8 protein-coding genes and 1 pseudogene are annotated in these 12,674 nt (G+C 72.4%); 2 read left to right on the top strand and 7 right to left on the bottom strand.

The window, feature by feature from the left end:
* Positions 1-400: 400 nt before the first annotated feature.
* From DDP54_RS13060 to DDP54_RS13050, 3 genes and pseudogenes are all read right to left on the bottom strand, one after another.
* Positions 401-1,426 carry a DegV family protein gene (locus DDP54_RS13060; protein ID WP_109132595.1) on the bottom strand — a complete coding sequence of 342 codons (1,026 nt, stop codon included), beginning with the start codon at positions 1,424-1,426 and terminating at the stop codon, positions 401-403.
* Positions 1,423-4,391: pseudogene (leuS, locus tag DDP54_RS13055) on the bottom strand (leucine--tRNA ligase). The gene DDP54_RS13060 and the pseudogene leuS overlap by 4 nt, the downstream one beginning before the upstream one ends.
* 70 nt (positions 4,392-4,461) lie before the next feature.
* Positions 4,462-5,574 carry a fatty acid desaturase gene (locus DDP54_RS13050; RefSeq protein ID WP_109132099.1) on the bottom strand — a complete coding sequence of 371 codons (1,113 nt, stop codon included), beginning with the start codon at positions 5,572-5,574 and terminating at the stop codon, positions 4,462-4,464.
* 280 nt (positions 5,575-5,854) lie between these two features.
* Between DDP54_RS13050 and DDP54_RS13045 the strand changes: the two genes are divergently transcribed.
* Complete coding sequence (locus tag DDP54_RS13045) at positions 5,855-7,738, top strand: helicase HerA-like domain-containing protein (protein WP_109132098.1); 1,884 nt, start codon at positions 5,855-5,857, stop codon at positions 7,736-7,738.
* Between the two features lie 4 nt (positions 7,739-7,742).
* Here DDP54_RS13045 and DDP54_RS13040 read toward each other — a convergent pair whose 3' ends face one another.
* From DDP54_RS13040 to DDP54_RS13025, 4 genes are all read right to left on the bottom strand, one after another.
* Entirely contained in the window at positions 7,743-9,020 is a 1,278-nt protein-coding gene (locus DDP54_RS13040; protein ID WP_242448396.1) for an MFS transporter, read from the bottom strand.
* A 108-nt stretch (positions 9,021-9,128) separates the two neighbouring features.
* Positions 9,129-10,793, bottom strand: a complete 1,665-nt coding sequence (locus DDP54_RS13035; RefSeq protein WP_109132097.1) for a metallophosphoesterase — start codon at positions 10,791-10,793, stop codon at positions 9,129-9,131.
* 106 nt (positions 10,794-10,899) lie between these two features.
* Entirely contained in the window at positions 10,900-11,691 is a 792-nt protein-coding gene (locus DDP54_RS13030) for an LLM class F420-dependent oxidoreductase (protein ID WP_109132096.1), read from the bottom strand.
* A 66-nt stretch (positions 11,692-11,757) separates the two neighbouring features.
* Entirely contained in the window at positions 11,758-12,441 is a 684-nt protein-coding gene (locus DDP54_RS13025; RefSeq protein ID WP_158274522.1) for a Gmad2 immunoglobulin-like domain-containing protein, read from the bottom strand.
* On the opposite strand from DDP54_RS13025, the gene DDP54_RS18210 reads away from it, so the two are divergent.
* Entirely contained in the window at positions 12,440-12,658 is a 219-nt protein-coding gene (locus DDP54_RS18210) for a hypothetical protein (protein ID WP_158274521.1), read from the top strand. The genes DDP54_RS13025 and DDP54_RS18210 overlap by 2 nt on opposite strands.
* Positions 12,659-12,674: the final 16 nt, after the last annotated feature.

Below are 12,674 nucleotides of genomic sequence, written 5' to 3'. Positions count from 1 at the left end.
GGGGGCAAGGTCGCGCCCAGCCGCGTCGGGATCGCGCGCAGCCGGGCCAGGATCGAGCGCAGCCGCGTCGGGATCGCCAGCGTGCCGGTCCGCCGCGCGCGCAGGGACCCAGCCGTCCGCGGGACCGGCGGGCACCCCGGCCGGCTCACCGGTCGCCGCGGTCGACCGGGGCGACACCGGCGCGGTGGGGACGGGCTGGGTCAGCCCCCACAACCGGTCGCGCTCGGACGACCCGTCGCTCTCAGACGACCGGCCTCGCTCCGGGACCTGCGTTCGGACGGCCATTCTCGAGACGGTAGGGGTCGCCGTCGGCGATCGGCGCCACGACGGGAGACCGCTGCGGAGGACGCCCCCGGCCATCGGGGCTGCGGGTGGCCGAGCGGGCGTCGGGCGTCACGCGTCAGGCGTCCGCGACGACGATCGCGAGCAGCCCTGGGCCGACGTGGGCCCCGATGACGGCGCTGACCTCGCACACCTCGACGTGCTGGACCAGCTCGCCCAGCCATGCCTCGAGCTGACGCGCCACGCCGTCGGCGACCTCAGGCTGCCCGAGGTGGTGGACCGCGACCCGCGCCGGACCCCGCCTGCGGACCTCAGCGACGACGATCGCCTCGAGCCTGTCGCGTGCCGCACGACGGGTGCGGACCTTCTCGGCGACCTCGATGCGTCCGCCACGCAGCGCAAGGATCGGCCGCAGACCCAGCACCGTGCCGAGCGCCGCCGCGGTCGCACTCAGACGCCCCCCGCGGCGCAGGTGGTCGAGGGAGTCGACGAGGAACCAGGCGCTGGCCGATGCGGCCACCGAGCGCGCACGTTCGGCGACGAGCGCACCGTCGGCCGACGGCTCCGCAGGCATCGCGACTGAGGGTGTCTCGTGCCGGACCCGCCTGACCAGGCTGCGGATCAGGCCGGTCGATCCGGCTCGACCCGCGCCGTCGGCATAGCCCTGCGAGGTCCCGTCGTCGTCCACCGGAAGTCCACCCCGGGCCAGCCGGGCAGCCGACAGCACCGCGAACCCGAGGCCCATGACGACCGAGCGCGAGTCGACGACGTGCACGGGTATCGGCGCGGCGAGAGCCGCGAGCTGAGCGGCCCGCACGGTCCCCGAGAGCTCACCCGACAGGTGCACGGACACGATCTCGCGGGCACCGGACGCAGCCGCGCGCGCGTAGGCCTCGGCGAAGGCGGCCGGTGCCGGTTGCGACGTCGTGACACGGACGCCGTGGGTCAGCGCCGCCGTGAGCTCGGCCGGCGGGAGGTCCCGGCCCTCGAGATGGCGTTCCCCGCCGACGACGACCTGCAGCGGGACGACGACGACGCCCCACCGCTCGGCCTCGCCCGCCGGCAACGACGCGGTCGAGTCGGTGACGACCGCGACCCGTGGGGGCCGCGCGGCTGCGCGCGACCGCGCTCGGTCGGTGCTCAGGCCGGCACCACGTTGACGAGCCGGGGCGCGCGCACGATGACCTTCGCGACCTCGCGTCCGGCGATCGCGCGCTCGACGCCCGGGTCGGCGAGCGCGAGCTCCCGCAGCGCGTCCTCGGTGACGTCCAGGCTCACCTCGGCGCGCCCGCGGACCTTGCCCTGCACCTGGAAGATGCACGTGACCGTGTCCTCGACGAGCTGCACCGGGTCGGCGACCGGGAACGGCTCGTGCGCGAGCGACACCGGGTGCCCGAGCCGCTCCCACAGCTCCTCCGCGAGGTGCGGCGCGACCGGCGCCGTCATGAGGATGAGCGGCTCCACAGCCGCGCGCGGCACGGTGGCGAGCGACGTGAGGTGGTTGTTGAGCACGATGAGCTTGGCGATCGCGGTGTTGATGCGCATCGCGTCGTAGTCGGCGGTGACGTCGGCGATCGTGCGGTGCAGCACCCGCAGCGTCGCGGCGTCCGGCGCGTCATCCACGACACGCAGAGCGCCGGTCGTCTCGTCGATCGTGTTCCGCCACAGGCGCTGGAGGAACCGTTGCGCACCCACGACGGCCCGCGTCTCCCACGGACGTGACAGGTCCAGGGGGCCCATCGCCATCTCGTACACGCGCAGGGTGTCGGCGCCGTACTCCGCGTACATGTCGTCGGGCGTCACCATGTTCTTCAGCGACTTGCCCATCTTCCCGTACTCGCGGAGCACCTCCTCGCCCTGCCAGGTGAAGCCGCTCGCGACCGACGGGTCCTCGACGACCTCGCTCGCCTCGACGTGCACGCCGCGCGCGTCGGTGTATGCGTAGGCCTGGATGTAGCCCTGGTTGAAGAGCTTGCGGAACGGCTCGACGCTCGTGACGTGGCCCAGGTCGTAGAGGACCTTGTGCCAGAACCGTGCGTACAGCAGGTGCAGCACGGCGTGCTCGACGCCGCCGACGTACAGGTCGACACCCCCGGACCGGTGGGTGTCGGCCGGGTTGTGGCCCGGGCCCATCCAGTACCGCTCGAGCTCGGGGTCGACGAGCGCCCCGGCGTGCTCGGGGTCCAGGTAGTGCAGGTAGTACCAGCACGACCCGGCCCAGTTGGGCATCGTGTTGGTGTCGCGTCGGTACGTGCGAGGTCCGTCGCCGAGGTCGAGCGTGACGTTGACCCAGTCCTCGTTGCGGCCCAGCGGCGCCTCGGGCGAGGACTGCGAGTCGAGCGGGTCGAACGTGCGCGGGGAGTAGTCCGGAACCTCGGGCAGGTCGACCGGCAGTGCGGAGTCCGGCAGCGCGATCGGCAGGTCGTGCTCGTCGTAGACGATCGGGAACGGCTCGCCCCAGTAGCGCTGGCGGCTGAAAAGCCAGTCCCGCAGGCGGTACGTGACCGTGCTGGTGCCGAGGCCCTTGCCCTCGAGCCACGCGACGATGACGCCCTTGGCGGCGCTGACGTCGAGACCGTCGAGGCTCACCTCGTCGTTGCTGGAGCCGATGATTGCGCCGTCGCCGGTCCACGCACCGCCCTCGAACCCCTCGGGTGGCGCGACGGTCCGCACGACCGGCAGTCCGAACGCCTCGGCGAACGCGTGGTCGCGCGTGTCGCCGCCGGGGACGGCCATGATCGCCCCCGTGCCGTAGCCCATGAGGACGTAGTCGGCCGTGAAGACCGGGATCGGGGTGCCGTTGACCGGGTTGGTCGCGTAGACGCCGGTGAACACGCCCGTCTTGCGACCGGCGTCGGCCTGGCGCTCGACCGCGGTCTTGGCGGCGGCCTCGCGGCGGTAGGTGGCCACGGCCGCGGACGGGTCCGGGTGCCCGCCGGTCCACGCCTCCGCCGTGCCCGCCGGCCACACGGTCGGCACCTCGTCGAGCAGCGGGTGCTCGGGCGAGACGACCATGAACGTGGCCCGAACAGCGTGTCGGGGCGGGTCGTGAAGACCTCGACCCAGCGACGCTCCCGCGCGATGTCCGACGACGACCCGTCCGCACCGTCGTCGAGCACCGCGAACCTGACCGTGGCGCCGTCAGAGCGTCCGATCCAGTTGCGCTGCATCGCGACGACCTTCTCGGGCCAGTCGATGAGGTCCAGGTCGTCGGCGAGCCGGTCGGCGTACGCCGTGATCCGCATCTTCCACTGCCGCAGCGTGCGCTGGAAGACCGGGAAGTTGCCGCGCTCCGAGCGACCGTCCGACGTGACCTCCTCGTTCGCGAGGACCGTGCCGAGTCCCGGGCACCAGTTCACGGGTGTCTCGGACATGTACGCCAGGCGCTCGGAGTCCACCACCCTGCGGCGCGCGGTCTCGTCGAGGTCGGTCCACGGCGCGCCGTCGGGCACCCCGGCGATGCCGGTCGGGACCACGCGCGTGCCGGCCGCATAGGCCTCGACGAGCTCGCTGATCGGACGGGCACGGCCCGTGCCGCCGTCGGGACGCACGGCGTCGGCGTCGTACCAGGACTCGAAGATCTGCAGGAAGATCCACTGCGTCCAGCGCACGTACCCGGGGTCGATCGTGGCGAACGTCCGCCGCGGGTCGTGACCGGTGCCGAGCCGGCGCAGCTGGCGGGCCATGATCTCGATGTTGGCCTCGGTCGTGACCCGCGGGTGCTGACCCGTCTGGACCGCGTACTGCTCGGCGGGCAGGCCGAACGCGTCGTACCCGAGCGCGTGCAGCACGTTGTCGCCCTGCATCCGGCGGAACCGCGCCACGACGTCGGTGGCGATGTAGCCGAGCGGGTGCCCGATGTGCAGACCCGCACCTGAGGGGTACGGGAACATGTCCATCACGAAGTAGGGCGTCGACCCCGGCGCGGCGTGGTGTCCCTCGGCGTCCGTGAGCCGACCGCTCGGGTTCGGCGCCGAGAAGGTCCCGCGCCGCTCCCACTCGTCCTGCCAGCGTCGCTCGACGGAGTCCGCGAGCGCGGCCGTGTAGCGGAAGGGGACGTCGTTCGGTCCGGCGTCGGGGACGGGGTGTGCGGCAGCCTGCGAGGTCACGTCGGCGAGTTTACCGGCGCGCGCCGGAGCCCGGGTCAGGGGCTCCGCCACGCGGCGTAGGTCCGGCAGGTCAGCGGGCCGCGCGGAACTCCGTGACGAGCGGGCACTGGAACGGGTCGCGGGCGGCGAGGCCGACCTCGTTGAGGTACTCGACCACGATCCGGTAGGAGTGCAGCAGGGTCGTCTCGGTGTAGGAGATGCCCCGGTCGGCACAGAACTGCCGAACCATGGGCTGGACCTTCTTGAGCGACGGGCTCGCCATGCTCGGGAACAGGTGGTGCTCGATCTGGTAGTTGAGCCCGCCCATGAACAGGTCCACGAACCGGCCGCCCCGGATGTTGCGGCTCAGGAGGACCTGACGGTGCAGGAAGCTGATCTTCATCGACGCCGGGACGATCGGCATGCCCTTGTGGTTCGGGGCGAAGCTGGCACCCATGTAGAGCCCGAACAGGCCGAGCTGGACGCCCAGGAACGCGAACGCCATACCCACCGGCAGGAACCAGAACACGATCGCGAGGTAGCCGCCGAGCCGCAGGGTGACGAAGGCCATCTCGACGGGGCGGCGCTTGACGGCGCCGCGGCCGAAGATCGTCTTGACGCCCGAGATGTGGAGGTTGAGGCCTTCGAGGAGCAGCAGCGGGAAGAAGAACCATCCCTGGCGCTGGGTGAACCACCCGGCGATCCCCGTACGCTCGCGCTCGAGGTTCTCGGTGGTGAACACGATCGCGCCGGCATCGATGTCGCCGTCGGCGCCGAGGGTGTTCGGCTTGGCGTGGTGGCGGCTGTGCTTGTGGTTCCACCAGCCGTAGCTCATCCCGGCCAGCAGGTTGGCGACGACGAGGCTCGCCCAGTCGTTCCAGCGGCCCGAGACGAAGATCTGCCGGTGCGCTGCGTCGTGGCCCAGGAACATGACCTGCCCGAGGACGAGCGCCAGGACCGCGGCGACGACAAGCTGCCACCACGACGGGCCGATGGCGAAGAACGCGAACGCCGTGCCGCCGAGCAGGAGCAGGATGACCGCGAAGCGCGTCCAGTAGTACGCGTAGCGGCGGCGCAGGAGCCCGGCGCTCTGGACCATCTTGGTCAGCTCGGTGAACTCGCTGACCTGTCGCTCGCGCGCGGCGCCAGGGACCGCGCGGCCGTTGTCGGGCTGCTCGATGCTCTCGATCACGGTGCTGCTCATGGGGCCTGCCTCGGGGTCGTCGTCGGGTGGTCATCGTGGTGACGCGATGCCGCGGGGCAACACATCCGAACGGGGTCTGGTTCGAGGGTAACGGCACCGCCTGTCGATCGGCAGGTGGCCAGCCACGATTCTCGCGCCCCCACCGGCGCGTCCCCGCACGGCGCGCCGGGAACCGTACAGGGCCATTGGTCCTAGACGTACGTCGCAGCGCATGCGTACGGCACCCCTGCGCTCCGATGTCCCCGGGACACATGGGTCGCCCAGCCCTAGACTCGCAGCCATGTCGGACGCGCAGGGTGGCACTGTCCCATCGGTCCCGGGCGCCGCGGAGCTCGCCGCCCTCAAGGCTGCCGCCGCGCAGGCAGCCGCCGAGGCTGCCGAGGCACGAGCCGCTGCCGCGGTCGCCGCCGCTGAGGCTGCCCAGGCCGCTGCCGACGCGGCCGCCCAGGCACCGCGCGTCGCGGCTGCCACAGCACCCGCCGCCGCTGCTCCGTCCGCCCCTGCTCCGCCCCCTGCCCCGGCCGCGTCGGGCGCAGCCGGCCCGTCCGAGTGGGCCGCCAAGGTCACGGCGGGCTACACGTTCGCCGGCGAGATGCTCCACCTCGGAGCCCTCGTGGAGGGTGACACTCCCACCACGTCCGCACAGGTGGGCCTCCCGCTCGCGATGATGAACCGCCACGGCCTCGTCGCCGGCGCGACCGGCACCGGCAAGACGAAGACGCTCCAGGTCATGACGGAGGCGCTCTCCGCCGCGGGAGTCCCCGTGTTCGTCGCGGACATCAAGGGCGACCTCTCGGGTCTCGCGCAGGCGGGTCAGCCGAACGACAAGCTGCTGGCCCGGACGGCGAGCGTCGGGCAGGACTGGCACGCGACCGCTCACCCGGTCGAGTTCTACTCCCTGGGCGGGCTCGGGCACGGCACCCCGATCCGGACCACGGTCACCGACTTCGGACCGCTCCTGCTGTCGAAGGTGCTCGGTCTGAACGAGACCCAGGAGTCGAGCCTCGGCCTCATCTTCCACTGGGCCGACACGCAGGGGCTCGCGCTGCTCGACCTCAAGGACCTCCAGGCGACGATCGCGTACCTCATCGGCGACGAGGGCAAGGCGTCGCTCAAGGGCATCGGCGGCCTGTCAGCGGCCACCGCGGGCGTGATCCTGCGCGAGATCGTCACGCTGCAGGCCCAGGGCGCCGACGTGTTCTTCGGCGAACCCGCGTTCGACGTCTCCGAGCTGCTGCGGACCGCGAGCGACGGCCGGGGCATGATCTCCGCGCTTGAGCTGCCATCCGTGCAGGACCGACCCGCGCTCTTCTCGACGTTCCTCATGTGGCTGCTCGCCGACCTGTTCCAGGTGCTGCCCGAGGTCGGTGACCCCGCGAAGCCCAAGCTCGTGTTCTTCTTCGACGAGGCGCACCTGCTGTTCGCCGACGCCTCAGGCGACTTCCTCACCCAGGTGACCCAGACGGTTCGGCTGATCCGGTCGAAGGGTGTGGGCGTGTTCTTCGTGACGCAGAGCCCCAAGGACGTGCCGGGTGACGTGCTCGCCCAGCTCGGCAACCGGGTGCAGCACGCGCTGCGCGCCTACACGCCCGACGACGCGAAGGCCCTGCGGGCGGCCGCGAGCACGTTCCCGAACTCGCCCTACGACCTCGAGGAGGTCCTGACCACCCTCGGGACCGGCGAGGCGATCGTCACGGTCCTGTCGGAGAAGGGCGCACCGACGCCCGTGGCCTGGACCCGGCTGCGCGCGCCGCAGTCGTCGATGGAGCCGCTGCCGGAGGCCACGCTCACGGCCGCGGTCGCGGCGTCCCCCGTCTCTGCCCGGTACGCGACGGCGGTCGACCGGGAGTCGGCCTACGAGCTGCTCGCGGCCCGCACGGCCAGCGCCGCCGCGGAGTCGGCGGCGGCCACGGCAGCGGAGCAGCAGGCGAAGGCGGCCGACGCCGCGGCGAAGCAGGCCGCCAAGGACGCCGCCGCCCGCGCGAAGGAGCTCGACCGGATCAGCCGAGAGATGGAGCGCGACGCGGCCAGCGCCTCCCGGCGCACCTCGACCGCGCAGAGCCGCAGCCGGGCGTCGAGCCCGCTCGACTCGTTCCTGCGGTCGGCCGGGACCCAGCTCGGACGGGAGATCACCCGCTCGCTGTTCGGGACGCGGCGCCGCTAGACCGTCAGCGGACGACGGCGAGCGCGGCGTCGGCGTCGTCGTCCTCGGGGGAACCATTCGTGTGCGACCCGGTGCCCGACGTCGAGACGGCGTGGTCGTGCGGCCCGCTGCGCCCCACGGTCGCCACGACGAGCAGCCCGACCGCGGTCAGTGCCGCTCCGACCCAGGCGGGCGCAAGGTAGCCGTACCCGGCGGCGATGACCAGGCCGCCGAGCCAGGCACCGGTCGCGTTCCCGAGGTTCAGGGCCGAGTGGCACAGCGCAGCACCGAGCGACGGCGCCGTGGGTGACAGGTCCATGAGCCGCGTCTGCAGCGAGAGGCCGAGGATCTGCGAGGAGACACCCAGGGCGACGATCGCGGTGATCGCGAGGACGGCGTTGCCGCCCGTGAGTGCGATGACCACGAGGACGGCGATCGTGCTCGCGAACCCCAGGTAGACCGTCCGCAGGACGGACCGGTCGGCGAGCCGGCCGCCGAGGAGGGTGCCGATCGTCATGCCGACCCCGAACAGCGCGAGCACGATCGGCACGGTCGTGATCGCCAGACCGGTGACCTCGGTGAGCAGGGGCGAGACGTAGGAGTAGACGGCGAACATGCCACCGAAACCGACGGCACCGCCGGCGAACGCGACCCACAGCCGCCGGTTGCGGAGCGCCCCGAGCTCGGAGCGGACGCTCGCGTGGGCCTCGACCGCGAGCGCCGGGGTCCAGCGCAGCAGGGCGACGACCGTGATGACACCGAGCGCCCCCACGCCGACGAACGCGGCCCGCCACCCGAGCTGCTGCCCGAGCACGGTCGACAGCGGGACACCGACGATGTTCGCGACCGTGAGCCCGGCCATCATCATCGCGACGGCACGCCCGCGTCGGCCCGGCCCCGCGACGTGGGCACCGAGGACGGCGCCGACCCCGAAGAACGCACCGTGCGGCAGTCCGGCGACGAACCGGGCGACGACGAGCCAGCCGAGCGACGGCGCGAACGCGGTCACGACGTTCGCCGCAGCGAACGCCACCATGAGCCACAGCAGCAGCACGCGACGGTCGACGCGGGCCGCAAGGGTGGTCAGCACCGGCGCGCCCACGACGACACCGAGCGCGTACGCCGTGATGACGTGCCCGGCCGCCGGGATCGAGACGCCGAGATCCCCCGCGACCAGGGGGAGGAGCCCCATCGTGGCGAACTCGGTCGTGCCGATGGTGAACCCGCCCAGCGCGAGCGCCAGTAGGGCGAGGCCGCCGCGGGTCGCGCGTCGCGCGGACGTGCTCGTCAGTACGTCGGTCACATGGTCCTCGAATCGATTCGATCTCGGTCCGGGGGGCACGCCGTCGTTCACTCCGGGGGACACCAGGATCCTACCTGGCCGACAGCCCGGGCGGATCGCTCGGTCAGGTCAGCGGATGCCGCTCGGCAGGGAGACCGGCAGCGGACGTGGCCATCCGATGCGCGGCCCCACGCTCGCCGAACCGTTCGTGCGGACCTGGATCAGCTGGTAGTCGATGATCTGGCGGTTCACCGGGTCGAAGCGGAGCACGGTCATCTCGGCGGTGTTGCGCAACGGACCCACGGTCGGCTCCCCCAGCAGCGCGCCCGCCGTGCTCGCACTCACGTAGCGCACCCCGCTCCCGTTGCGCAGGGGCCCCACGCGGGTGTGCAGGTGCCCCGACAGCTGGGTGGGCACGCATCCGCGGTCGAGCGCCTCGTCGCCGACACGAGGGTTGTGGATGAGCAGGAGGTCGACGCCGTCCGTGTCGTCGCACGCGACGTCGGCCAGGCGGCTCGCCTCCTCGCGCGCCGTCTCCTTGCCCACGAGCGTGGTCCCGGCACCGATGCGCGTGGAGTTGGGGTCGCTGTCGCCGAGGATCCGGATGCCCTCCACGGTGACGACCTCCCCCGACAAGACCGTCGCACCCGCGCGGCCGTACATCGCCGAGGTCTCCTTCGAGTCGTGGTTGCCCGGCGACGTGACGATCGGCACCCCAGCGGGCGCGGCCTCCGCGAACGTCGTGACGCAGTACTGCTCGACCGCTGTGCCGTCGATCGTCGTGTCGCCGGCGTCGAGGATGACCTTGGCGCCCGAGAGCTTGGCAGCCGACCGGATCAGAGGCGCCATGCCGACGTTGCAGTGCAGGTCCGAGACGAGCAGGAGGGTGATCGGCTGCTCATCCTTGCCCACCGGATCGGCGGCCTCGTCGGCTGAGGGCGACGGGGTGGGGGTCGGTGTCGAGGCCGTGGCTGCGGCGTCGATCCGGCCCTGGCGATCGGTCCAGGCGGCGACGAACGCGTCGTCGGCGCCCGCGTAGAACGCCTGGTTCGTGCGATAGGCGTTGAGCACGTACGTGCCGTACGTGTTGATGACGCCCGCAAGTCGCCCGGTGACCCTGGACCCCTCGAGCGCTGTCCCGTCGAAGACCGGCGACCCCGCGCTCATGGTCGACGACCGGTCACGCTCCCCCACGCTCGACGTGAGGACGGTCAGCGCGAGAACGACGACGAGCGACGCCGCGGCCAGCTGGTGGGCGTGGGGGGCCAGCGGCGCTGCCAGCTCGGCACGACGCCGCGCGCCGAGGGCGAGCCGCCCGCCGAACCAGAGCCCGACGAGCAGCGCCAGGACCGTGAGCGAGCGGCGGGCAGCGCTTGCGAGCAGGGCTCGGGTGACGTCATGGATCGTCGCCTGCGGCCCCGAGAAGAACTGCAGATAGCCCTGCAGGTCGCCGCTGAGCGACTGGAGCGTCGACGAGGCGTCCACGGACGTGACGGACGCCGGGATCTCCTGGACCGTCACCCGGACGCCCAGCGCGAGCGGCAACGGCGAGCTCATCACGAGGGTGCCCAGCGGGCCGACGTCGACGGTGATCCCGCCGTCCGTCGTGATGTCGTACCGGGCCTCGTGCGGACCGAGGCTGAGCTCCGCGGTCGCCGTCGTGACACCCACGACCAGCGACACCGCGAGGGCGAGGGCTGCCGGGACGAGGACGCGGAGCCAGAACGGCAGGCGGCGACGCACGGGGGCCTCCCGTGCAGGCTCCCCGGCGGGGACGTCGGATGCGGCCGTCATCCTTGCAGCCTAGGTCGAGCGCTCACGTCGTTCGACAGCAGCCCCGGACACTCCGGCGCAGACCGGACATCTCGCGTCGCGCCGCGGCGTCGACCGTGTCCGCAGGTCAGCCCCGCGCGTCCCGCCAGGCCACCCAGTCGCGGACGAGCCGGAGGTCGTAGTCCGGCCCGCTCACGCCGACCGTGAGCAGCGTCGCGCCTGCCGCGACGAGGTCGTCGCCCACGGCTGCCGGCGGCCGCTGGACGGCGACCGACCGCTCGACGAGCGAGGTGTCGCGCCCGACCGCAGCGCCGTGCTCGGCGAGGATGGCGCTCTTGCGCTTCAGCACCTCGAGGTCGCCGAACGAGTGCCAGACGTCCGCATGCTCAGCGACGACGCGCAGCGTCTTCCGCTCGCCGCCGCCGCCGACGAGGATCGGGATCTCACGCGTCGGCGCCGGGTTCGATGCCGCCCACCGCGCCTTGATCCGCGGCAGCGCCTCGCCGAGCGCCGCGATCCTCGACCCGGGAGTGCCGAACTCGTAGCCGAACTCGTCGTAGTCCTTCTCGAACCAGCCCGCACCGATCCCGAGGATGAGACGCCCACCGGAGATGTGGTCGACCGTGCGGGCCATGTCCGCCAGGAGCTCGGGCTTCCGGTAGGAGTTGCACGTCACGAGCGCACCGATCTGCACGCGACTCGTCTGCTCGGCCCACGCGCCGAGCATCGTCCAGCACTCGAAGTGCTTGCCGTCCGGGTCGCCGCTCAGGGGGAAGAAGTGATCCCAGTTGAAGACCACGTCCACCCCGGCGTCCTCGGCACGGGCGACCGCGTCGCGGATCTGGGCGTACTCGGCGTGCTGCGGCTGAAGCTGGACGCCGATGCGGACGGGACGCTGCGTGGGAGGAGTCGTCGACATGCGCCCAGCCTGACACGGCCCGTCGGGTCGCACCACGGCGCTCGGGCCGGTCGGGGCACGCCGCCGTCAGGTCACCGTCACCGCTCGGGAGTCGCTCATCGGGGTGCCGCCCTCCCCGTCCGACGAGTCGTCCTCGGTGATCACCACGGTGTAGGCGCCCGGGGTCAGCTCGACGTCGAACGCGTACGGGGCGAACGTCTGGCCCTCGGCGGTCATCGTCACGCCCGACGAGACCTCGACGCCGCTCGCGTCGCGCACGGCCCAGTGCAGCACCGCCTCGAACACCGCGGCCTCGCCGGTGACGCGCAACGGCGAGGTCGCTCGGGCGCCCTGCACCGGGGAGTCGATCTGGACAAGCAGCCGCACCGAGATCGGGTCCTCACGCGTGATCGGCGCATCCCACGACACCACACCCCACAGCTCGCCTGCCGGCTTGCCGTCGATCCGCAGGAGGACCGGCGTCCCGGGATCGCCTGCCGCACCGGTCGCCGTGTAGACGAGCTGCTGGATCATCAGAGCCGCACCCGCCGACCCGACGTTCGCGGTCCGCGCGTCGGCCGAGAGGTCCACGACGATCGCACCGTCGACGCGACTCGTGCCGAGCACCGTGGTCGTACGGTTCCAGGTGGTCGTGTAGTCAGGGTCGGTCGGTCCGGCGATCATCGCCTCGACGGCCGCCCGGATCGGGTCTGACCCCGTGACTGCGCGCTGCTCGCGCGCGAGCCGCAGCCCCGTTCGGGTGTCGATCATGAAGTACACGGGCACGACGACCGGCGCGCTCGTCGGTGAGACGGTCGGTGACGGGCTCGGGGTGACCGACGCGGTCACGCTCGGCGTGGCGCTCGGGCTCGGGGTCGTGGTCGGGGTCGGCTCACCGCCGGTCCCCGTCGTGCACCCCGCGAGGATCAGGGCGAGGGCTGCCACGCAGGTCACGGCCACCGACCGAGACCTGTGCCCGTCGACGTGAACGTTCTTCTGCCCGG

Origin of the sequence: Cellulomonas sp. WB94 (genome assembly GCF_003115775.1) — a bacterium.
Lineage (GTDB): Bacteria > Actinomycetota > Actinomycetes > Actinomycetales > Cellulomonadaceae > Cellulomonas_A.
The sequence above is the reverse complement of the archived record's forward strand: the minus strand, read 5'-3'. Positions and strand labels throughout refer to the sequence as shown.

Coding starts and splice junctions, on each gene's coding strand:
- DDP54_RS13045 (WP_109132098.1), top strand. CDS start 5,855: ATGTCGGACGCGCAGGGTGGCACTGTCCCATCGGTCCCGGGCGCCGCG.
- DDP54_RS13030 (WP_109132096.1), bottom strand. CDS start 11,691: ATGTCGACGACTCCTCCCACGCAGCGTCCCGTCCGCATCGGCGTCCAG.
- DDP54_RS18210 (WP_158274521.1), top strand. CDS start 12,440: ATGAAGTACACGGGCACGACGACCGGCGCGCTCGTCGGTGAGACGGTC.
- DDP54_RS13050 (WP_109132099.1), bottom strand. CDS start 5,574: ATGAGCAGCACCGTGATCGAGAGCATCGAGCAGCCCGACAACGGCCGC.
- DDP54_RS13025 (WP_158274522.1), bottom strand. CDS start 12,441: ATGATCGACACCCGAACGGGGCTGCGGCTCGCGCGCGAGCAGCGCGCA.
- DDP54_RS13035 (WP_109132097.1), bottom strand. CDS start 10,793: ATGACGGCCGCATCCGACGTCCCCGCCGGGGAGCCTGCACGGGAGGCC.